This window comes from Rhizobium sp. P2_G9 (assembly GCF_056403475.1).
In genome coordinates, this window is sequence record NZ_JBFUFK010000029.1 from 78,588 (window position 1) to 100,700 (window position 22,113).

The window sequence follows — 22,113 nt, forward strand, 5'->3', positions numbered from 1 at the left end:
GGTGACACTACTTCTCCATCTCGATACCGGCAATGGTGATGCAGGGCCACTGTGCGTGTTCCACCCGGAAAGCTCACGAAGCTGGGGCCCACAACGAGGCACGATCGGCGGTACGCGTCAGTCTTTAAGACATTGAAAATATTGACATTCTGGAAGATGGCTGGGGAACCTGGATACTGATCAACCCAAATCCCGCATCAGAAACCCCAATGAAATCAACGCCTCACAGTAAAAGTTGTGTTGAGAATTGTAGCAGGCATTTGTGGCGCTTGCTACAGTTTTCCGGCTTGCTAGAAAACGGTATCAGGGACTGGTTTGTCTCTGTCCTTTGGCGAAGTCGATCATTTGCTGCACTGCTAGGAGATAGGTTTGCATGTCGTCGGGGTCAGCAAGCTCTTGATCAACGGACATCGCGGTGACGACGACAGCACCTGAGGGAAACTCCGCAGAGGCTGGAAATCGAGGTGGGTCAGCGATGAACATCTGAAATGCGACTGAAACGCTTTTTTGCTCAAGCGGGTCAGGCATGGTCGACTTCAGGAGAACGGAGCCACCGGTCCCCGGCTCCCAGTCAAGTGTTCCGTCTCCTGCTTTGATGACTCGGATCATCTCGTCAAGCGTGAAGTCCAGGGAGGATGGGGGCACTCCAATAGCGACATTGTGCTGCCTCAGCTCGTAGGAGGGTTGCCCGTCCGGAAAGTATTTATTGAATGTCACGCTGGCGGCATGCGCCGGGCGGTGGTGTGTGACGATGCGGTAACCGGTTCCGAGGATGGTCATCACACATGCCATCGCGAAGGTAAATTTCCAAGATTGAAAAAAATCGGCGTCCATAGCTGTCCTCAGAAGCGGGTCAAGTTTTGATCGCGGACTTCGATCCAGCGATTGACGGGTATGTCTTTGACCACGGCCCGCCCCTTAAAGGTCGTGCCGTTAGCGCGTTGCGCTCGGACCTGATATTCGGTGAGAAAATCTCCGTCGAAATAGACGTCGTATGCCTCGAGGAGATGGCCTTGGCCGGAGGCTATCGCGCCGAGGTTTTTGCTCGCCACGTTGGTCTCGAGAATATCACCGCCGCTGAGCGTTGAGCCCCGGCTCATGACTTCGACGTCGACAAAGTCAGTTCCCGAGGCATTGGCGAGGTATAGGGGAACATTGCCACGAACCCACTGCCGCCCGAAAAGCAACGCGACGGAGTGAGGGCATGCGGTGATCGGAATCACGTCTGGCCAGTCATAGTCTTTGCGGTAGGCGACCTCATAAGGAACATCGGTGAAGTCCGGCTGGAACTGGGCTCCGCTTTCAATCGCGTCTGTCGTGCCAATTAATAGGAAGGCCGTCTGCTCTCGGCAAAGGTTTAGGGCTCTGTCCAACTGGGGCCGTTCGTTCTGTCCAGGTCCCTCGTTTTCCGTGAATTCGGCCAAGACCGTGATGGACCCACTCATCTTCTGCACCGCGGCACGTTGCTTTGCCAGGAGATCGCCCGCCTCTGCACCAGCCAGAGGAACGCGGAAATAAACGACGGCTCGACCCGTAACCGTCCATTGTTCACGTGCCAGGTGCTCGCGCTCGGAGCCGATGAGCACGACGACGGCCACGCCGTCCTGACTTGAGGGGTAGAATTCTTTGCTTGGGCCAACGGGTCGTCCGGTGGCAACCGCCAAGACAGCTCGTTGATGGGCCGCCGCTTTGCGCGCCGCGCCATAGGCTGGACGGCGAGATGAGCGATCTTCGATTTCGGTGTAAGTGGCGATAACGAAGCCGCGCTGTGCTTCCAGCCATGGATTGGTGGCCTCGATCTGCTCGATGATTTCCGCCGGCAGTATTTGCTTGTACGACAGGTCGAAAGCGCTAAACAGTGGGATCCGGTCCTCGTTTTGGTCCTCCGTCCAATGTGTATTCAGCGCGTAGTCTTTTGCGGCGACGCCGCCATCTTGACGAAAATAGACGACAACCTTCATGGGCTCCCCATCGTGATTTCTCATGACGCGGTTCCCTCGGACGACGAACCGCCCCTAGTATTCACTTCAGCCTCGCGAAAATTTACATCTGCCGGCAAGAAAGTTCCTCTGTTACCGGAAGAACACAGTCTGACGGGTCGGATTGCCGATCGCACGCACTCGGCCCGGCAAGGCCGCGTCAAGCTTCGCAAGATGGCTTTTCCAGGCAGGATCGTCGCGTTGGGCCTTATCGAAGCCGTAGACGATCAGATGCGGCTGCACGTCGATTTGTGGTCCGAGTCCGAGTTCGGCAATTTGCTGGATTGCTGGTGCGATGGGACGAGCGGCATCGTCGCCGACTGCGGTTTGGCGCAGATCGTTGAAACGCAGCAACGCTCTCGCCGTGTCCAGATATCGTGCCGACAGGTCGTTCCGGTAGCTGTGAAGTGCTGTTTCGTAGGCTCCGATTTGTGTCAGAACCGCGGGGGAATTGTTACCGCTGGCGCGAAGCGCCGGATTGGTGAAGTGCTTCGCCTCATAGAATCGGATCACCGGGGTCACGCCGTCCTTGGCGAATACTGCGACTGCGGCGTCGATGCGGTCCTGCTTTTGTTTCGAAGACTGCTCTTCGTCTCCGTCTGCCTCATCCTCCGTCGGGCGGCGCGTCAGGGCGACCTCCACGTCGATGACATTTCCGTTTCCAACCAACATCGGATGGAGGCCAGATTTTTCTGCGCCAGCATAACGACTGGAAGCACGCAGCATGCTGTCCAGCGTTCCCGGTCCATCATACGAGGAAAGAGCGATTTCCGCGGCGCCAAGCTCGAACCGGCCGTCTTTGAGCGGGATGTAGGTTTGGGTTTGTCGAACGAGGTATTTGATGTGGGTGTAGGGTGTAAGCTCATCAGCCTTCCAGTCGATCCTGAAGATCGACGCGCCGCGGTAATAGGCGTTGATGGAATTGCGGCGCACAGCGAGCATAAGTTCAGGATGGGCAAGCACATCTCGCCACCAGTTGTCGCCCGGCGCGGTGGCGAGATTCGCCAACGCCTCGAGAAAAGCAGGATCGAGATAACCGCCAGTAGCAAATGAGTCGTTCATGCGGCGACATCCCACCACGCACCATCGGTCTGCTGACAGACGGACGCTCCAAAATGCTCGGCAAATCGGTGCGGCTCGAAGGTATGGATAGGGACGAGCACGCGCGGGGCAATTGCGTTGGCGAGGCGCTTCAAGTCCGGGATGCTGGCATGTCCCGATGTGTGAGCATGTTCGATTGGAATCCCACGTGAGGCCAGCGCCTCGACGGTGTCGATGCCCTTCTCCTGTTTGAGGTAACCTTCCCATTGCGACCAGACCGCGACCGCGCCCTCCAGGCAATCGGCTTGGTCGAGGTCGGATAACATCGCGGGTCGGAACAGGTGAGCCGCTCGCGGGGCAAGCTGCTTCAACTCTTCTGCGAAAATGCGGTTGCCGCCGTGTGGCTCGAGGAGGTCGAAGCGTTGCGCCTGTTTAATGCGGACACGTTGATAGTGCGGCACGAAGACCGCAACGTTCGGCCAATCTGACTGCGGGATATTGGCGTTTCCGGTGGCACGCAAAATCTCTGCCGCGTAGAGGTCGATCACAAGCGTTCGGCCCGTCCGCTTGCATGCCCGATAAAGGCTGACCATTCGGTCGATGTTTTGGGCAGAGGCTGCAACGAGCGCCATGCCTTTTGTCCGGCCGAAGATATCGACGAATAAGCCTTCGATTTCGGTCTCGGATGGAAATTGCTGGTCGGCATCGAGCCGCCCGAGGCTGGATCCTTCCATCAAAAGAACGTCGATGTTTTTGGGCGGATTGGAGATGACCCGTTCGAACAAAGCTGCCTTTCGGCCGTGGCCTCGGAAGTCGCCTGAATAGAACAGCCGCTGGCCCTCCGCCTCCACTTCGAGGGCGTAGGCGTCGTATGCAGAGTGATCGACAAGATGCGGTGTGACGGTAAACGGTCCGAAGTTAACCGGCGTCTCGCTCGAAAACTCCACCGCCTTGAGCGGCACGTAAGGCCTCGGGAGAAATGGCTGTGCCGCTTTGAAAATCCGATGCGTCGCGGCACCGAGAGCGACGGTCAGCTTGGGTCCCGCGAGATGCGCCAGTCCCCAATGATCCATGTGGCCGTGCGAAAGCACGAGCCCGAGTAAGTCCTCGCCGCCCGCCAGACCCTCGATCGCCGGGTAGATGCTGGGGTCGTCAGGATCCCCATTGAGCGGCAGTCCCAGATCGAGAAGCAGGCGCGCGCCCTGTGCTTCCAGTTCGATGCAGCTCCCGCCGATTTCCCTGGTCCCCCGATGTATTCTGATGCGCATTACCCCTCCATCAATGCAAAGCATCAACTATGGAGCGCAGCATAAACACCTTATGATGGCTATAGCCAGTGGTTTTTTAGCCTGCTGAACTGTTGACGTCCGCCCATGAAGGGTCGGGCACTTGTCGCATGGAATCTACGCCGCCTGCGGGTGGAGCGGGGCATCTCCCAGGAGAAGCTTGCCGCCGACGCTGGCGTGGACCGTGCTTATCTCGGTGGCCTCGAACGTCAGACGGAAAACCCCACTGTTGATCTGTTGGACAAAATTGCTGACGCGCTGGCCCTCAGCGTATCGGAGCTATTTTCAGTGCCGAGAAGTGGGGATGAAAGACCGAAACCGCTGCGGAGCGGAAGGAAAAAGCCCTAGGCGCTTGTTCACATTTTCGAGGGGCGATATCTGTTTCGAAGAATCAGAGGATATCAAATTCAGTGTTCGAGCCTTGGATAGGAAGTAGGTACGGCAAAGCAGACAGCGTTCTCGAAACCAGACTGCTTATCTTGGGCGAGTCCCATTATTCGAAAGATCCAAAGATCATAGGGACAAGTCCTTCGGACTTCACAATCTCTGTGGTTGAGCACTTCGCGATCAAGCGCAGACACCCGTTCTTTGGCCTGCTTCAGCAAATCGTAACCGGTATGCCGAAGGAACGACTGACGCGGGATCAGAAGGACACGTTCTGGCATAGCGTGGCTTTCGCAAACTACGTGCCGGTCGTGGTGGATGGTCGACCTTTTGGACTAGGTGGCGCTGCCCGAAGGCCGACGCCGGCCGAATTCGAAAAAGGCGCTGCGCACATCTCGACGATCCTGAGCGAATGTAAGCCGGACGCTGTGATCGTGTGCGGGCTGGCACTTTGGGAGTTCCTGGGGCCGAACCTTGCAGGGTTCGGCAACCCTGATCGTGAAACAATCTACTTCGATGACGGCAACGCCATTTTTGCCCGCATTCATCATCCTTCCTGGCCGAAATTCAATGCACCGAAATGGCAGACCAGAGCGCATTATCTGTTGAGCCTGGCTGCGGAGGAGCGGCGACCCGGACGAAGGATCACCTGGAATCAGTGGCTGGAAATGAATGCCTAGCGGATTGAACACCTGGAGCATGGATTGGGTAGGCTTCTGTTATGGAGCCTCTTGGACGAAGCGAGTGCAAAGCCTTCAGGAAGCTAACCGCTTTGCTCGCCGCGCCGGCGGCGGAGAAAACCGCGCGCTTGTCTTTCTTCAACACCTGAAGCCAGCTAGCAATGTACTGGGCGTGATCCTGTCGAGGCTCTGCCGAAATCCCGAGTTCGGCGCAGAGGAAAGCTGCTCCCAGCTCAGCGACGAGTTCCTCCATGGCGTAAGCGTGCGTTCCGAAGCGATGCGTTAGATCGCGGTCGCAACGAGCTTTCGCACCGGTCCAATGGGTGAGTTCATGGGAAAGGGTCGAAAAGTATGCCTGCGTCGGAGTTGACGTGGGAGAGCCTATGAAACTCGACCGGTCAGGCAAAAAGATCGTGTCGGAGCCGGGCGAATAGCAGGCACGGCCGCCTCCATGCTCGATTTTGGCACCTGTTGCGACAATGAACGCGTCGACATCTTCAAGCGTGTGAACTGCATCTTTCACCGGCAGCGTCGCGGTTTCCGGGTCTGACCAATTTTCGACTTGATCAGCGTTAAATACCGGTGTCGCCCGTGCCATTGGCCGCAGCAATTCGTCCTCCTCCTCTTCAGTCCGAATGGCAATTTGCTTATAGAAGACGACGTAGGACGATTTGGCGCCCTTTTTGACCTGGGCACCCTTCTCAGCCCATTGCCGATATGTGCCCCAGACGTTGGACGAATAGCCGTTCGCTTGGGCCTCGACCCACAATGCCAAGATATTGACGCCGGAATAGAAGTTGCCAGTTGAGACATTCAGCGGCTTGAGACCACCAGTCCTGCGGTGCCAGGGCATGATGAACTCGCCCGCGCCAGCTTCGATGGTGGTAATGATCTTGTCGGTGATGATCTGATGGATGTCGACGTGCTTAGAAGTCACGTTAGCCTCGCGGTCAAAGGGGGTTAAAGGGCAGCATCATCGCGGCTTCAGGCCACGATGATGCTGCGTCAGGATCACGCCGCGTGATCGACCGGGTGGGTGCTGTTCGCTTCTGCGCTGTCGGCACCAGTAACGAGCGGCGGCAATGCCGGCGCAGATGAAAACCCCGTCTCATCGCAACCGCCGACCTCTTCCATTTCCAGTTCGCCGTCGACCAGCCACCAATCGCAGTAACGGCGATGGAGCGCACGCGCGTGAGCAGGGCTTCCGCCGTTGTTGATCGCTTCAACGACGCGTTCGAGCGTCACCGAACTGAAAGGCAAGCGTCCGCCATCGGGATAGCTCAAATGCTGGGCAAAACTGGTCGCGATATTCTGCGCAGGACCGTTGTGAGAGGGCGCGATGAGCATGTGCAGGCCTTGGTCATAAAGATCCTGCTCGATCATCGTATGCGCGAGGCACATTTGGCGGAAGAGCTGTTGATTAGGATTGCACCAAAGAGCCGGATCGAGCGGATCGACGAAGAGGTTGCTCACTGACGCGATCTCATCGAAGCGTCCGCTGAAACGCGGCGGCGGCTCGTGTCCGTTTTCCGAGTATTTTACCTCGATCGCGATGAAGCGGCGTTCTCCCATCGGTCCGATACCGCGGATCAAAGCATCGAAAGCTGTGCCGTCGGCACTGAAGCGTCGGTCGCCGCGGCCGGGAGAATGTTCGAACAGGATTGCAGTCACTTCCTTGATGAAGTTGGGGGCAATCTCGTTGAACACGGCGGTTGCCGTCGTGAGGTTGAGTTTCAGAGGCCCGAAGATGTTGAAGACCATTGGCTGAGATGACAACAGATTGGTGAGTAGGCGGTTTTCTTCATAAACGGCGCCGTTCTCGCGATAGATGAGTTCGCGGCGAACCAGTCTAGCGATCGCCGGATGTATGAAATTAGCCCCTGCGCTCCCGGCTACGGTGGAGATCGAAGACCCCAATTTGTGCGGCTTGCCATCGGGGTCGTGATGAACGCCCATCGGCAAGTCTCGATCCTCGCGCCAGAGTGCCTGGAGAAGGCGGGCCGAAGCCCGGAAGCGGTTATCGGCGGGGACGAACGCTTGGTGCCGACGTAGCAGTGACTCCGGGATCGAAGGAAGGCAGTCGATCTGTCCCAGGCTGGAAAGGTCCAGCACGGAGGGGGTAGGCTCCGCGTGTGCGGCTGAGGCGTTCGGCTCGGCTTTGGTGAGTTTGGTTTTCATGAGAAGTTCCCTGTAAGAGCCGCAGGATTGCGGACAGGGAGAGCTTCAGATCGAATGTGAAGAAGTTGACAGAGATAGGCAGATTTTCATCCCGGGTCGTCTGGTATGTAGCGCTTTAACCGCCATTTACACAGTGTCATGACGGGGAAAATGCCTAGCGTTTGCAATCTTGACATCGTCCGAGCCGTCTGACGCTCAACTCACTGGGGGAACTTAGGACATCGGCTCCGCCCATTGGAGATGGCTTGACGGGTAATCGCGCGATACTTTGCGCCATACGAAGCCCTTCACTCGGGAATGTCGCGATAGCGGCGCTTCGGCCATGGAAGCGTTTGAGCGCAGCTCTGCGCCGCCATTCCGGTCATCCATAACGGTGGCCGTTCCCATGACCGGCTATCTCCCTAGCCAGTTCTTGAATCGGAGGCAGGCGGCAGCTGATAGGCAGCACCCATTACTGCTTGTCAGTTTTCAGAACCTCGAAAGATGTCTTGCGCTCCGGAACAAGCCATAGCGCGTGTAGAGTTTTTGAGTTAAAACTATTTGATGCAGCTTCGCGACGACTCACTCCTGCTCAGCGCGTCCGACCTGGTCGGGCACCTGAACTGCCGCCATCTGACCGGCCTAGACATCGAAGTCGCGCGCGGCACACTTCCCAAACCCGCCGTGTGGGACCCGCTGTTGCAGATCCTCTGGGAGCGCGGCGCTCGCCACGAACAGGGCTATGTCGAGCACCTGAAGGCGCAGGGATGCGACGTCACCGTTATCGACGGCGTGGGGGTTGACGACGACGCCGTCGCGCAAACGCGTACGGCGATGATCGAAAGCCACCCCATCATCGTTCAGGGCGCGTTTCGCCTTAACGGCTGGGTCGGCCGCACCGATATCCTTCGCCGCATCGATACGCCAAGCGACATAGGCGCATGGTCTTATGAAGTGATCGACACCAAGCTCGCCCGTGAGACCAAGGGCGGTACCGTGCTGCAACTCTGCCTTTATGCCGAACTTGTGGCCTCGGTGCAGGGTCTGATGCCGGAGCATTCCTATGTGGTCGCTCCCTGGTCGGACTATGAACCGCAGAGTTTCCGCATGGATGACTATGCGGCCTATTATAGGCGGGTGCGGGACGGGCTTGCCCGCGCGATAGACGAGCAAGGCGCCCCGGAGATCTATCCAGACCCGAAAACGTATTGCGACATCTGCCGCTGGCAAGATCGCTGCGATCGGCGGCGGCGGGCCGACGATCATCTCTCGCTCGTCGCTGGAATCAGCAAAGTTCAGATCCACGAACTCAAGCGCCAGGGCATCGAGACTGCGGCCAACGTTGCGGCCATGCCGTTGCCGCTAGCCTGGAAGCCTACCCGCGGTGCGGCTTATTCCTATGAGCGTATTCGCGAACAGGCGCGCATCCAAGTCGAAGGCCGCGCTGCAGGCGCGATGCTCCACGAATTGCTGCCGGTGGTGCCAGGGTTCGGACTTACGAGCCTGCCGACGCCGTCCTCCGGGGATGTCTTTTTCGATCTCGAAGGCGATCCCTTCGCGGGCGAAGGCGGGCTCGAATATCTGTTCGGCTACAGCTTCGCTGATGCAGACGGCACCGCCAGTTACATCTGCGACTGGGCCTTCTCCCGCGAAGAGGAGAATGCGAATTTCGAGCGCTTCATCGACTTCGTCATGGCGCGTCTCGAACACTACCCCGATCTGCATATCTACCACTTCGCGCCCTACGAGCCGGCGGCGCTAAAGCGACTGATGGGCCGCTACGCTCGCCGGGAGGAGGAGATCGATTTCCTGCTGCGCTCAAAGCGCTTTGTCGATCTGTACGGCGTTGTCCGGAACGCTCTGCGGGCGAGCGTCGAGAGCTACTCGATTAAGAAACTCGAACCCCTGTACGGCTTTACGCGTGACACGAAGCTGTCCGACGCAAACATGGCGCTCGCCAAAGTGCAGGCATGCCTGGAGCTTGGTGATCTCGAATTCATCGATAACGCCGACCGGGCGGTGGTCGCCGGCTATAACCACGACGACTGCGTTTCGACTTGGCGGCTGCGCGACTGGCTCGAGACCCGGCGCGATGATTTGGTGGCAGCCGGCACGGACGTGCCGCGACCGGAGGCACCGGAGGGTGCGCCGAGTGAGAAGCTCAGCGAATGGCAGGAAGAGATCAATGCGCTGATCGCGCAGTTGACCGATGAAGTCCCGCCAGATCCTGCGGACCGGACGCCGGAACAGCATGCCCGCTGGCTGCTTGCCCATTCGCTCGACTGGCACCGGCGGGAGCAGAAGGCGCTCTGGTGGGAGTATTTCCGGCTATCGGACCTCGCGGCCGAGGATCTGCTCGAAGAGCGGGCGGGCCTGTCCGGCCTTTCATTCATCCGCGTGACCGGCGGCACCGCCAAGGCGCCCATCCACCGCTACAGCTTTCCTCCGCAGGAGACCGAACTGCGCGGCGGCGAAAGCCTGCGGAATATGGGCGGTGCCCATTTCGGCAAGGTCGAGAACATGTCGCTCGACGAACGCTGGGTCGATATCAAAAAGCGAGGTGATACAGCCGATCTCCACAGCGAGGCCGTGTTCGCGCACAAGGTGATCGATGCCGATGTGCTTGCGAAGGCACTTGTTCGTATCGGCGAATATGTCGCCGCGAACGGCATAGAGGGCGATGGCCCATACAGGGCCGCTCGCGACCTTCTCATGCGCATGCCGCCGCGGATCAGCGGCCAGCCGATCCAGCAGGACGGCGAACCCGCGCTCGATGCCGCGCTGCGCATCGCACCCTTCCTGCAACCGGGTGTCTTTCCCATTCAAGGGCCGCCTGGTGCTGGCAAGACTCACACCGGCGCCCGCATGATCTGCTCCCTCGTTCAGGCCGGAAAGACCGTCGGCGTGACCGCCAACAGCCACAAGGTCATCCGCAATCTTCTGAATGCCATTGTGACGGCAGCTGACGAGATGGGTATCGACGTCCAGTGCATGCAGAAACCTTCGGACAAAGAAGACGACGTTCACCGCCTGCGTTTCACGACAAATGCGCCTGAACTGCTCGGTGCCATCGGCCACGGCGTCCACGTCGGTGGCGGGACTGCGTGGCTCTGGGCATCGCCCGACGCCGCCGAAGCCGTCGATGTCCTCTTTATCGACGAAGCGGCGCAGATGGCGCTTGCGAATGTGCTGGCCGTCTCGCAGGCGGCATCCACCATCGTGCTGCTCGGTGATCCGCAACAACTCGACCAGCCAATGCAGGGCAGCCATCCCGAAGGCACCGACGTCTCATCGCTTCATCACATCCTAGGCGGTGATCAGACCATCGCCGATGACCGCGGGCTATTCCTCGCTGAGACGTGGCGGCTCCACCCGAATATCTGCGCCTATACCTCCGAGGTGTTCTACGGCGGCCGTCTTCACCCGCGGCCGGGTCTGGAAGTCCAGCACGTAAGGTCGGACGGCCCTATCAGTGGTGCGGGCCTGCGTTACGTCCCTGTGCTGACGGAAAGCAATCAGAGTTCGTCGCCTGAGGAGGCAGACCGTATCCGCGATCTCGTGAATGAGATCCTTGGTACCGGGACGACTTGGATCGACAAGCACGGGGTCGAAGCGCCTGTGACGCGCAACGAAATCCTCATCATCGCGCCTTACAATGCTCAAGTCTTCGAATTGCAGGACCGTATCCCCGGCGGTCGCATCGGCACGGTCGACAAATTCCAGGGGCAGGAAGCGCCGATCGTCATCTACTCGATGACCACCTCAAGCTGTGCCGAAGCGCCGCGCGGGATGGAGTTTCTCTACAGCCTCAACCGGCTGAACGTGGCCACGTCGCGCGCCAAATGCATCTGCGTGCTGGTCGCCTCGCCCTCCGTCTTCGAAGCTCAGTGCAGGACGCCGCGGCAGATGCAGCTTGCGAACGCCTTTTGCCGGTATCTGGAGCGAGCAAGCGTGGTCTGAGCGGGGCAAATAGATCGCGCAAGAACACTTCGCAGCGAAAAAGTCACGGCGGCTTCCGCACGTTCAACTTGCCGTTCTTGTCCACCGCCTCTCGCGCCCTACGATCTTGGTCGCCATGCCTGCATCGGCTGCCGGCTGACGACCTCGGGCGGGCTACATCGTTGGAAGCTCTAGAAGTTCGGCAAAGAGATCAAAAATCCCCACCAAAGAGCCCCATCGCCAACGACGGCGATTTGCCTGCAGCCGCCCGCTTTGCGCCTTCGATTCGGCCGTCAATAACATTCGTTTGACCACCTAAAAGCAGCCGAAATCGAGGGGTGCCCCATGGTCGGAATGACACTGAGCCCGGCTCTCGGCAGAACCCTTGCCCCCAGATCGATGTTCGGCAGGATCGGCATCGCCGTAAAGGGATAGTGAGCACAAAAATAAGCGTGGTCTAAGACGCACTCCGCTTGCAGCTCTACGTTTTGATTCGCAATATAATTGCAATCGATTCTCTAGGAATGCGGGGACATGGCAGAAATCACCGGTGCAGAGCTCGACGCGATTTTGTCGGGCGATCCGGATGAGTTGGGGGTGCATTTACACCTGGTCGAGCGCGACATCGTGATCGATGGCCACAAGGTCACGGTGTATTGCCATTGTTTGACGACCGATGGAAACGGCAAGGTAAAGGTCAAGAGGCTTGCCGAGTTTATGCGCCATGCCGCGGCTGACTATGCAATTCCCCGGACGCGCATCGAGGAAGCAAGGCAGCGGGATGCAAAGTTCCGTTCCACATCCGCCGTTGCAGCGCTGCACGAGAAAGCAAGAGCCGTGTTCACCGACTTGGCCAAGACTGGCGAGGGAGGCGAAATGCTTCTATTCCTCCTGGCAGAGCGCTTTTTGGGCATCCCTCATGTTCTCTGCAAGATGGACCTCAAGACCGACAGCCGAATGCACTATCATGGGGCCGATGGCGTCTATGCATCGGTTTCCGACGACGGGAAATTGAAGCTCTTCTGGGGTGAATCCAAAGTCTACAAGGATCCCACTGACGCAATCCGCGACTGCCTCAGTTCACTGGCACCATTCCTGATCGAGGAAGACCACGTGGGTGCATCCAGAGAGCGCGACCTGGTGCTTTTAAGTGACAAGGCAGACCTCGGCGATCCGGAATTGTCTGCAGCCTTCCGTCGTTTCTTCGACACGAGTTCGCCACTGTCGAACAGGGTCGAGTATTGCGGGGTGGCGCTTGTTGGCTTCGATGCGAGCTTCTATCCTGATGACAATGGACACGGCGTGCTTGATGACATGGTGAAGGCCGCCAAGGAAGGCCTTGAAGGCTGGTCGACGTCGGTGGGACGACGGCTGACTGAGGAGAAGCTTCAGCATTTCGATATTCATTTCCTGTGCCTGCCTCTCCCTTCCGTTGACAAGTTCAGAGAAGCGTTCCTTGAGGCCATGGGCCGCTAATGTCTGAAACGGAACTTCAAGATTGGCTTTACGAGACATCGTTGCGTAGCGAGTTACAGCAGCTTGGCCTCATCACTACACTTCTGGAGCTCGACAATGTGTTGCAGGAGGCAGCGCTGGCCGATGTCACGTTTGATTGGCAACGATTGCTATTCGCGGCGAGCATCCTTGCACGTTCAAAAAAACGTGTGCACCGCGAGGCAAGTCTGCGCATTGCGACAGGAGCAATGCTGCTACCGACTTCAGACCCAGTTCGCGACGCTGCCGCGGTGCTGTTCGACAAGCTGGCGAACCGCCGTTCGGTGGTTTTGGCGGAGCAGCGCGGTCGGCTAAAGCCGGATCTGGAAACAAGGCTCGGAGTTGCGCTCCGAATTGAAGACCAACGCAAGCAGCTCGAAAACTCGATCCTCTTGGAGGCGACGGGGGAACGCTTGCCAGTGAACGAGTTTCAGCTTGAGTTCTGGCGCGCGGCTGGTCACGAGCGGGCTTGGCTGTCTGCTTCCGCACCCACTGCCTCTGGCAAGACTTTCCTTGTCCTAAAGTGGCTTGTCGATTGTATAGCGACCGATAAGATCCGGCGGGCGGTCTACCTCGCACCGACGCGCGCCCTCGTCTCGGAAATCGAGTCGTCTCTGGCAGAGGTTGCCGCCCAGTCTGGGCTCGATATAGAGATTTCATCACTACCCTCCGCGCAGAAATATGCTGCGGCGGAAAAATCCGGCAAGCGATGCGTCTTCGTATTCACACAGGAGCGATTGCATCTCTTGGCGAACCTGCTGCACGAGCGCGTCGACATCGATCTCGTTGTCGTCGACGAGGCTCACAAGATCGGCGATCCGCAGCGCGGCGTCATTCTGCAAGACGCAATTGAGCGCCTGCTCCGATCAAGCCCGAGCATGCGCGTGACATTTGTAAGCCCTGCGACGCAGAACCCCGAGGTGCTGCTTGACGACGCGCCGGACGCGACACTGACTATTCCCATCGACAGCGACGTGGCGACCGTCTTGCAAAACATCGTGGTCGCTCACCAAGTGCCTGCGAAGCCAACGAAGTGGGCGTTGAAGTTTCGGCACAATGAAGAATACCTGCCTCTCGGGACGCTGACGCTCGCAAGCAAGCCCGGCACGCTGGCGAAAAGGCTTGCGTTCATCGCAGCGGCGATCGGTGAGCGAGGCGGTACGCTCGTCTACACCAACGGGGCGGCCGAGGCCGAAGATGTCGCTGACCTCATCAGTCAGTTGCTGCCGAAAGCGAAAGTGGTCGACCAGGAGCTAGCCGATCTTGCGGATCTGGCGCAAAAGTGCGTGCACAAAAGCTACAGGTTGGCACCGTTGGTGGAAGCCGGCGTCGCTTTCCACTACGGAAACATGCCTTCGCTTATCCGGCTGGAAGTTGAGCGGCTGTTCAAGACAGGAAAGCTCAAATTCCTCGTCTGTACGTCCACACTTATAGAGGGTGTCAATCTGTCCTGCAGGACCATTGTAGTTCGCGGTCCCCGCAAAGGTAAGAAGACGCCGATGGAACCGCAGGATTTCTGGAACCTTGCCGGCAGGGCTGGAAGATGGGGCAACGAATTCCAGGGCAACATCATCTGCATAGACGCTTCCGACGAAAAGGCGTGGCCCAACGGCGTTCCACATCGGACCCGGTATCCGATCCGGCGCGAGACGGATACCGCTCTTTCGAAACTTGAAGATCTGGCCGCATATATCGAGCGGCGACAATCGGGTGTGGACCTCGACCCCGGTCAGGTCCGTGCCTTCGAGCAGGTGAGCGCCTATCTTACGACGGCATATGTTCGCGATCGTTCATTAACGGGAGCGCCGTGGGCCAAACGACAGCCTACCGCCAATTTGCAGCGTCTCGAACAAGCACTCGCGAAGGCAACAGATGGTCTGGACCTCGGGTCAGAGATTGGCGCTCGAAACCCGGGTGTAAGCCTGATCGGGTTGCAGAGTTTGCTGGCATACTTTCGGGCTTACGCAGGCCTGCCTGAAGATCTGCTGCCAGCGCCATCGGAAAGCGATGACGCATACGATCGCTTTTCGGACATGATGGAAAGGATCAACGATAATGTCCTCACCGTCTTTCTGCCGAAAACGCTGATCCCCCTCCACGCGCTGACGGTCTTGCAGTGGCTCAAGGGCTTCTCTTTGCCGACGATCATTCGCAAGCGAGTCGAGTATCTTCAACGGCGCGACGGTAAAGTCGACACAGCCGGCGTCATCAGAAGGTGAGCGTCCGGTGAGCGGATTTTGGTCCGGCGGGGAAATGGCGCAAGTTACGGCACAGATGATTCATTTGTGACGTAACGGGGTATGAATGGCCAAGGTTGAGATCCTGACGGGTGGCGAGCGACAACGTCGATGGTCCACGGAACTGAAGCTTTCGATCTTGCAAGAAGCGTTCAGCGCGGATGGCAGCGTTTCGGATGTAGCGCGCCGGCACGACGTTCTTCCGCAACAAATCTACGGCTGGCGAAAGAAGTTCTCGCCACCCGAATTGAAACCTCCACAGACCGCATCGTTCATCCCGGTGTCGCTTATCGGCGGGTCGGAGAGCGTGAGTGACGGTTCCAAGAGGAGCGGTGCTCGGTCGAGATGCAAAGACGTTGAAATCGTCCTGAGGAATGGCCGCTTACTGAGAATTGCAGCGGACATGGATCTCGAAGTGCTATCGTCGCTTGTCGCTTGTGTGGAGGCAACATGATCGGGCCTTCGGGAAATGTGCGGGTTTATCTGGCCTGCGGAGTGACCGACATGCGGCGTGGCATTGATGGACTGTCGGCGCTTGTCGAGACGGCTATCAAGGAGGAGCCGGGGTCCGGCGCAATCTTCGGCTTCCGCGGAAAACGCGCTGATCGGATCAAACTTTTATGGTGGGATGGCCAAGGGTTTTGCCTATTTTACAAGATTTTGGAACGCGGATACTTTCCTTGGCCGGCGGCGAAAGATGGGGTTGCGCATCTGACGCAAGCTCAGTTGTCGATGCTTGTTGAGGGGATCGACTGGCGCCGACCTGCGTGGACTTCGGCTCCCGGACGAATGGGTTAAAAGCTATATTTTGCAAGGACATCCGGGGCATAATGCTGGCACTTCCGGCACAAATCGGCTATGTATGCGGGTATGGAAACAACGCCGCTGGACAGTCAGGACGAGCTATCTGTTTTGCGCGCGCTCGTCGCGGAACAGGCGGCGAAACTCGAGAGCCAAGAAGCCGAAGTCAGCAAACGCGACTCCATTATCGGGCTTCTGCGCGCGCAGTTGGAGTTGCTCCGCCATCGGCAGCATGGCGCTTCCTCGGAAAAGATCGACCGGAAGATCGAGCAATTCGAACTGATGCTGGAGGAGATCGAAGCCTCCCGTGCCGAGGCCGAGCTTCGCTCCGGGAAAGCTCCTTTGCCGGAGTTGGACGACGCGCCGGACAAGCCGAAGCGCAAACCGTTGCCCGATGGTCTTCCAACCGAGGAGCTGGTCTATGCGGCACCCTGCAATTGTCCGACGTGTGGTGGCACATCGTTCCTGAAGGCCGCCGACAGGGTGGTCCAGGTGATGGAGCACGTGCCGGCGTCCGTCAAGATTGTCCGCCACGTCGAAAAGCGCATGATCTGCAGGGGCTGCGATACGACGGTGGCAGGCGAAATGCCGACTCTGCCGATTGAGCGCGGCAAGCCTGGACCGGGGTTGCTGGCCCATATCATGGTCGCCAAATTCGACGATCACATTCCGCTCTACCGTCTATCCGAGATGTACGACCGCCTGGGAGTAGACATCTCCCGCTCTGTCATGGCCGACTGGGTCGGCCGCGTATCAGTTCTGCTGGCTCCTCTCATCTTGCTGATCAGAGCCCATATCGCCGCGGTCGACCGAATACATACTGACGATACCCCGGTCGATGTTCTCGACCCTGGACGCGGAAAAACGAAAACCGGGCGGGTCTGGGTCTATGTCTTCGATGGCAGTGGCTATCAAGATCCAACCCCCAGGGCCACAGCTTACTATTATAGCCCCGACCGCAAGGGTGCGCATCCGGCCGACCACCTCGCTGACTTCAGCGGCGTGATGCATGCCGATGGCTACGGTGGCTATAAGAAGCTTTACGGCAACCAGATCGTTGAGGCCGCCTGCATGGCGCACGTGCGCCGCAAGTTCCATGATGTGATCAAGCTGAAGCCATCACCGATCGCCGAGGAGGCGCTGTCTCGCATCGGTGCGCTCTACGATATCGAGGATCGTATCCGCGGCATGTCGGCTGACCAGCGGCGTACACTGCGCCAGCAACACGCCAGACCCATTCTGACGGACCTCAAGGCCTGGATTGAAACGACGCTTTCGACGCTGCCGCAGAAGCAGAAGCTGGCTGAAGCGATGCGATATGCCCTCTCGCGATGGGCAGCGTTGAGCGTTTACATCGACGATGGCCGTGTCGAAATCGATAACAACATAGCTGAACGAGCCATGCGTCCGCTTGGAATCGGAAGAAAAAATTGGCTCTTCGCCGGGTCAGACAAGGGCGGTGAGCGCATCGCCAACATCCTGACCATCATCGAGACTGCCAAACTCCATGGCCACAATCCGGAGGGCTATCTCACAGACATCCTGACCCGGATCCAGAGCCATCCCAAGGATCGGCTTCAGGAATTGCTGCCGTGGCAGTGGGTGCTGGCGAAAAACCGATACGAGGCTGCGTGATGGCACGCTCGAGGTTCATCTATACGCTTAAAGAAGTCGCCGGCATGATCGGCGAGAACCTTGAACTACTCGAGGAAGTCACCGCCAACTCGGACAATATCGCCGAGGGCGAATTGGTATATGTCCGCGATGGCAGTGAAGATGGCACAAAAGGCCTGACCGAAAATGGAATTGACGACCTTCAAGAGCTCCTCGCCGACATAAGGACGTGGGATGGTGGAATCCGACAGTTCCTCGTCGATGAACAATGCGATCCCGAGATGATCGAGCGCGTCATGGCAGATGAGCTAAGCCGCAAGTCCTAAACCGCACCGCGTAGACGCAAAAAATGCATTCACCGGACGCTCACTTTCAAAGACACGTATTCGCATCTCTCAGGCGAGGCTTCTCCGCATACGCTTCTCTCTCGGAGTGGCATCACGCGGAAGGTCGACGCAATTGGCTATTTCCCTGGAAGCGAAGACCTCATTGTTGAGGATGACAGGGGGCTCGTGGCGCTGAATACATGGCGTCCCTCTGGTATCGTACCGATTCCGGGAGACCATCCGGTGTTGGACCGCCATCTGCAACTTCTGTTTCCGCACGACTACGCTCGTGAGCACTTTCTCAATTGTCTCTCCTTTCTGTTTAAGAACCGGGGACAGAAGATCATGCACGCTTTTGTGCTGGTTGGGCATCAGGGAACAGGCAAGAGCATGATGCTCGGGCTTATCGAGAGCCTCTTTGGCGAATCTAACGTGTGCAAGGTTGAAAGCGAACAACTCAGCAATCGCTTTCAGGCCGGTCTAGCGAATGTCGAATTTGCGTCGATCGAAGAATTGAACACGTTCGAGAAGGGCGAAGTCTATAATCGCCTGAAGTCGTGGATTACGCAACGACACATTCGAGTCGAAGATAAGGGTGTTCGCTTCTACACAGCCAAGACGCCGAATTTCTTTTTTGCGACCTCGAACTATGCCATGCCGGTTCGCCTTGGGAAGGGCGATCGTAGGTTCTTCATTTATGAATCGCCGATGGTTCGCCCCAGCGACGAGTACTACAACGAGTTGGCTCGGGCAGTTAGAGACGAGGCTTCGGGTTTTCTCAACTCATTGCTGCTGCGAGATCTTTCGGGCTTCAATGAGAATGCTCCGCCACCAATGACCGAGACGAAGGCCAACATCATCTCAATGTCGCGGCCTCAGGTTGAGCAGGAAATCGAGGCATTAATGTCCGATGACCATCATGCATTTTGGTCGGATCTCGTCAATGTAAACGAGGTTCGCAAGGCTTTGCGTATGCAGATGCGGCGCGATCCGACGGTGCCTGAGATCACCAATGCTCTTCGGGAACTTGGGGGGAAACCCCTGAAGCCCGTCAGGATGGGCGACGGAAAATCGGTACGTCTTTGGGCGATGAACAACGTCGACCGTTGGAGAGAAGCGAACCCATCGGCAATCAGGTCCTATCTTACGGACCTACGACCACAACTCTAGCAGATCGAATAGGAGGGGCATTGCCCCTCCATTCCCACGTTACGCTGAAGCAGCGTTACATCTACCTGAACCGAATTTGAGTCCCACTTTTCATCGTACTCTCGGCCTAAAAGGCATCCACAATTTTTTTAGCAGTTTTGAATTTACAGAGCTGTAACAGTGAAACAGCGTTACAGAGTGGAACTTCGTTGAGAGGGTTCATAAATAATCGAAATGTTAGAAAAGCTAAATGCCGAACTTTCAATTTCTGAACTTTCGCAACTTGGACCGCCATGGCGACCAATCTCCAGCCGCACATTGGCACCACTGCTGAACGTCTCTCTTCAAAGCCTCGCCAACTGGCGGGTCCGCGGCTACGGCCCTCCCTATGAGGGCCTCTACGAAGGCAAAGGTAACAAGATCTTCTACCGACCCGACAAGGTCATGTCTTGGCTCTCGCGCGGGGCGAAGGAGCCGTGGGAGTTCTGCCGGGACTGGCTCCTGGCCCGGAACCTGGACGTCCATGGAGGGCTCACAAAAGAGGCTACCGAATGGATGATCTCAGGCGTGGATGAATTCTACGGCAAGAGCGTGTGAAATTGTACTCGAAAATTCTTTTCTCAACACGGTGCAGCCGGCTGATGGAAATCCTTCGCTCATCAGAGTTTGTCGGGACAGAATCTTGCGGTCGACCAAACCCGCGCTATATTGGTGATGTGTCCGGCGACCCCATCAAAATAGCGTCAGTGGCCACACTGGGCCAGAGACAGGGCCAATTCAACATCGAAACTAAAAAATGTAGTCTTTACAACGGGTGATGGCGGAGAGGGTGGGACTGTCCACGAATTCAAATTCGCCAATCTTTTCAACGACGAATTTTGCGCCGCTTGAATTTTGTGTACCACCGTTGTGGCGCGCTGTCACGCGCAATCCAAAGCCAGATCGTGATTTGTATTCGTCCAATTTCTGCCTGTCCCTCTAGGGCATTGCCATTTCCCACGGGGTGTCAGATAATGACTAGGCATTTGCGCTAGCGCCGATAATGCAATCTTATCGGTCGTTATCGAATGTCGACGTGCGGTGCGGTTTTGCGAACTTTGGCCGCTTAAACCGCACATCTCGTTTGTCGTCTGCGGCGTGAACTGGCTTGGCACCGCGCCCCTGCCGACGTCGAGCTAGCCGCCCCGCCTGCCTGCTTAGCAGTTGCGCGTGGCCATCAACGCCCGAGAGATCCTTGCCCAAAGGTTCATTGCCTCTGAACGCAACTCGCGATGATGGCTGGAGGGGAGATCATGGCGCGAAATGTGGAACAGGTTGGCGACAGGATCATGGATGGAGACGAAGCGCTTGTTTGAAACGCTTCGGTGTCTTAGGGCAACATCTCTATCCTGGGGTAGCCGACAGCGCGCATCTCGACCCGGTCGTCGACATCCATGAGGAGCCGTGGAACGACAGATCCAACGGCTGACGAGCAAGCCGGGCCGCCACAAGCTCTTGAAGTCTCCAGAGATTGCGATCGCGGATACCCAGTTGATCGAGGTGGACAACGGTGTTGAACAGATACTCCGCTCCGGAACCGAGATGACCGCACGCCAACGTTAGGATCTCGGATACGCCTTCCAAAGATTGCTTAGGGGCAACATAGCCTCCTCTCGGCGCCACCCAGAAGGAAAGCGCAGTGACCCGATGCCGCTCGATCATGCATGGGATCCATCGGACAAAGTCCAGACTCTCCCTGTTATCGACTTCGCGCACGAGCATTTTCCTCAACCCCTCGACTCTGTCCTCGTTTTTGAGACGTATGGCCACGCCTTTGCATTTGCCCCCACGCTGCAACGCCATCATCAAGCCGGGTTGAGACGGGCTACCGCGCCATCGCGTGAGCGGCATGCAAAACGAGCGATGCAAGCCGTGCGCTACGGCAATTCTTGACTCGGCGGGCGTGAAGACGGGCTTCCAAATCAAGGACCCGTAGGCAAATATCCAGAGCTCGTCGCCGGCTTCGCGGTCGAGGCGCTCCGCTTCGGCAAGAAACTCGTCGTCGGTGAGAGGTACCGCTCCGACATTCGGGCCGGGATCATTTTCCTTTCTCAACGTTTTAGCGACCAGTTCCGCGGTGAGCATGATTTGACGGAAGCGTGACATGTATTTCTCCTTCGCGAGGCAAATTAGATCAACCTGCGCATAGTCCTGACGAAATTCCGAAGCTTCGCTGATTTGGGCGCAGCGAGGATCGCCGCCTTGCCGTCCGCAATCGAAAGTTTGTAAGATCAGCTTGACCTAAATCGGCAGAGTCTATGACCATCAAGACGATGAACAAATTCTTCCTGTAGTTCACGCCCGTGCCGTGCATATGACGACGGCGCATGAAGCGAGCATCCTTCCCGGAGGGCAACGGTGTCTTCGATCGCCGCCAGGATCCGCTGCTCGGCACATTCGCCAGATGGGTGGGTGAATAAGGCCGAGCTCGATAGCGGCAACGAACCGTCATAGTTTACACCCCCTGACGAGGTGGTAGTGAAGCGCTTCAGACGATTGTTTCGCCATCCAGAGATCTAGCTCGAAATCATCGAACTTCGACACCGGTGCAAGCGGAAGTTTCTCATAGACAAGGTCGTCGCGCTGGTCCTCTGTGAAGTTGCCGACGACTTCGGTGTTGCCAGGCACACGCATTCCTTTCAGGCCTTGAAGAAAATGGCTCCATAGGAAGGATGCGATTGCGCGGAAAGACATGCGAAACTGGATTGTCGAAGTCATGCCGGTCATCTGCATCCTCCATTAATTGAAGTGTTTCGATGCGCGGAGTTTGACGAGTGCGGGTGGCGAAGTCCTGCGATGCCCGTGACTTTATTCTGAAATTTTTCTGAAACGCTTGCCTCGATCCGGCTATGTTTTCGGCATGACACTCCGTCATCAATCTCCTATCATCGCGCCGATCTCGCGAGCGGCGAAAGATGCCATGACGGCTGAAGAGGTTTTCAGGGTCGGTGAGGCCACCATCGATTTGAAGCGAGGTACACTTGCGG

General features: G+C 57.5%; 20 protein-coding genes and 2 pseudogenes. 12 read left to right on the forward strand and 10 right to left on the reverse strand.

Annotation, left to right across the window (positions count from 1 at the left end; genetic code table 11):
- Positions 1 to 303: 303 nt before the first annotated feature.
- The 4 genes from AC1DYF_RS23145 to AC1DYF_RS23160 all read right to left on the reverse strand — a co-directional run bounded on the left by AC1DYF_RS23145 (position 304) and on the right by AC1DYF_RS23160 (position 4,288).
- Positions 304 to 834: a hypothetical protein gene (locus AC1DYF_RS23145; protein WP_477879123.1), complete on the reverse strand. Its 531-nt coding sequence runs from the start codon at positions 832 to 834 to the stop codon at positions 304 to 306.
- Between the two features lie 8 nt (positions 835 to 842).
- Entirely contained in the window at positions 843 to 1,961 is a 1,119-nt protein-coding gene (locus AC1DYF_RS23150; RefSeq protein WP_477879124.1) for a recombinase family protein, read from the reverse strand.
- Between the two features lie 111 nt (positions 1,962 to 2,072).
- The gene (locus AC1DYF_RS23155; protein ID WP_477879125.1) at positions 2,073 to 3,041 is read right to left on the reverse strand and encodes a hypothetical protein; all 969 of its coding nucleotides are present in this window, start codon (positions 3,039 to 3,041) and stop codon (positions 2,073 to 2,075) included.
- On the reverse strand, positions 3,038 to 4,288 hold the full coding sequence (locus tag AC1DYF_RS23160) for an MBL fold metallo-hydrolase (RefSeq protein ID WP_477879126.1): 1,251 nt from the start codon (positions 4,286 to 4,288) through the stop codon (positions 3,038 to 3,040). The genes AC1DYF_RS23155 and AC1DYF_RS23160 overlap by 4 nt, the downstream gene beginning before the upstream one ends.
- A 105-nt stretch (positions 4,289 to 4,393) precedes the next feature.
- On the opposite strand from AC1DYF_RS23160, the gene AC1DYF_RS23165 reads away from it, so the two are divergent.
- Positions 4,394 to 4,654 carry a helix-turn-helix domain-containing protein gene (locus tag AC1DYF_RS23165; RefSeq protein WP_477879127.1) on the forward strand — a complete coding sequence of 87 codons (261 nt, stop codon included), beginning with the start codon at positions 4,394 to 4,396 and terminating at the stop codon, positions 4,652 to 4,654.
- A gap of 200 nt (positions 4,655 to 4,854) precedes the next feature.
- On the forward strand, positions 4,855 to 5,370 hold the full coding sequence (locus tag AC1DYF_RS23170) for a hypothetical protein (RefSeq protein WP_477879128.1): 516 nt from the start codon (positions 4,855 to 4,857) through the stop codon (positions 5,368 to 5,370).
- Here AC1DYF_RS23170 and AC1DYF_RS23175 read toward each other — a convergent pair.
- Together AC1DYF_RS23175 and AC1DYF_RS23180 are read right to left on the reverse strand one after the other, a co-directional pair.
- Positions 5,336 to 6,307, reverse strand: coding sequence for an ArdC family protein (locus tag AC1DYF_RS23175; RefSeq protein WP_477879129.1), 972 nt, complete (start codon positions 6,305 to 6,307; stop codon positions 5,336 to 5,338). The genes AC1DYF_RS23170 and AC1DYF_RS23175 overlap by 35 nt on opposite strands.
- Positions 6,308 to 6,381: 74 nt before the next feature.
- On the reverse strand, positions 6,382 to 7,548 hold the full coding sequence (locus tag AC1DYF_RS23180) for a PGN_0703 family putative restriction endonuclease (protein WP_477879130.1): 1,167 nt from the start codon (positions 7,546 to 7,548) through the stop codon (positions 6,382 to 6,384).
- Positions 7,549 to 8,091: 543 nt separating this feature from the next.
- On the opposite strand from AC1DYF_RS23180, the gene AC1DYF_RS23185 reads away from it, so the two are divergent.
- From AC1DYF_RS23185 to AC1DYF_RS23225, 9 genes are all read left to right on the forward strand, one after another.
- A complete protein-coding gene (locus tag AC1DYF_RS23185; protein ID WP_477879131.1) occupies positions 8,092 to 11,487 on the forward strand; it encodes a TM0106 family RecB-like putative nuclease in 3,396 nt (1,131 codons plus the stop codon).
- Between the two features lie 513 nt (positions 11,488 to 12,000).
- Positions 12,001 to 12,942, forward strand: coding sequence for a HamA C-terminal domain-containing protein (locus AC1DYF_RS23190; RefSeq protein ID WP_477879132.1), 942 nt, complete (start codon positions 12,001 to 12,003; stop codon positions 12,940 to 12,942).
- Positions 12,942 to 15,179, forward strand: a complete 2,238-nt coding sequence (locus AC1DYF_RS23195) for a DEAD/DEAH box helicase (protein WP_477879133.1) — start codon at positions 12,942 to 12,944, stop codon at positions 15,177 to 15,179. Before AC1DYF_RS23190 ends, AC1DYF_RS23195 begins: the two co-directional genes overlap by 1 nt.
- A gap of 85 nt (positions 15,180 to 15,264) precedes the next feature.
- Positions 15,265 to 15,651 (forward strand): IS66-like element accessory protein TnpA, encoded by a 387-nt coding sequence (gene tnpA, locus AC1DYF_RS23200; RefSeq protein ID WP_477879134.1) that lies wholly within the window; start codon positions 15,265 to 15,267, stop codon positions 15,649 to 15,651.
- A complete protein-coding gene (gene tnpB / locus AC1DYF_RS23205; protein WP_477879135.1) occupies positions 15,648 to 15,995 on the forward strand; it encodes an IS66 family insertion sequence element accessory protein TnpB in 348 nt (115 codons plus the stop codon). The genes tnpA and tnpB overlap by 4 nt, the downstream gene beginning before the upstream one ends.
- Before the next feature lie 72 nt (positions 15,996 to 16,067).
- The gene (gene tnpC / locus AC1DYF_RS23210) at positions 16,068 to 17,633 is read left to right on the forward strand and encodes an IS66 family transposase (RefSeq protein WP_477879142.1); all 1,566 of its coding nucleotides are present in this window, start codon (positions 16,068 to 16,070) and stop codon (positions 17,631 to 17,633) included.
- Entirely contained in the window at positions 17,633 to 17,938 is a 306-nt protein-coding gene (locus AC1DYF_RS23215) for a hypothetical protein (protein WP_477879143.1), read from the forward strand. The genes tnpC and AC1DYF_RS23215 overlap by 1 nt, the downstream gene beginning before the upstream one ends.
- Before the next feature lie 186 nt (positions 17,939 to 18,124).
- The gene (locus tag AC1DYF_RS23220; RefSeq protein ID WP_477879136.1) at positions 18,125 to 19,108 is read left to right on the forward strand and encodes a DUF5906 domain-containing protein; all 984 of its coding nucleotides are present in this window, start codon (positions 18,125 to 18,127) and stop codon (positions 19,106 to 19,108) included.
- A 213-nt stretch (positions 19,109 to 19,321) separates the two neighbouring features.
- Entirely contained in the window at positions 19,322 to 19,684 is a 363-nt protein-coding gene (locus AC1DYF_RS23225) for a hypothetical protein (protein WP_477879137.1), read from the forward strand.
- 192 nt (positions 19,685 to 19,876) lie between these two features.
- On the opposite strand, the gene AC1DYF_RS23230 is transcribed toward AC1DYF_RS23225, so the two are convergent.
- The 3 genes and pseudogenes from AC1DYF_RS23230 to AC1DYF_RS23240 form a co-directional block, all read right to left on the reverse strand.
- Entirely contained in the window at positions 19,877 to 20,050 is a 174-nt protein-coding gene (locus AC1DYF_RS23230) for a hypothetical protein (RefSeq protein WP_477879138.1), read from the reverse strand.
- Positions 20,051 to 20,283: 233 nt separating this feature from the next.
- Positions 20,284 to 20,436 (reverse strand): annotated as a pseudogene (locus AC1DYF_RS23235) (IS6 family transposase); the annotation flags it as partial.
- 34 nt (positions 20,437 to 20,470) lie between these two features.
- Positions 20,471 to 21,232 (reverse strand): gamma-glutamylcyclotransferase, encoded by a 762-nt coding sequence (locus tag AC1DYF_RS23240; RefSeq protein WP_477879139.1) that lies wholly within the window; start codon positions 21,230 to 21,232, stop codon positions 20,471 to 20,473.
- Between the two features lie 152 nt (positions 21,233 to 21,384).
- Here AC1DYF_RS23240 and AC1DYF_RS23245 point away from each other — a divergent pair.
- Positions 21,385 to 21,565: pseudogene (locus AC1DYF_RS23245) on the forward strand (IS3 family transposase); the annotation flags it as partial.
- 9 nt (positions 21,566 to 21,574) lie between these two features.
- On the opposite strand, the gene AC1DYF_RS23250 reads toward AC1DYF_RS23245, so the two are convergent.
- Positions 21,575 to 21,853, reverse strand: coding sequence for a hypothetical protein (locus tag AC1DYF_RS23250; RefSeq protein ID WP_477879140.1), 279 nt, complete (start codon positions 21,851 to 21,853; stop codon positions 21,575 to 21,577).
- Positions 21,854 to 22,113 lie beyond the last annotated feature (260 nt).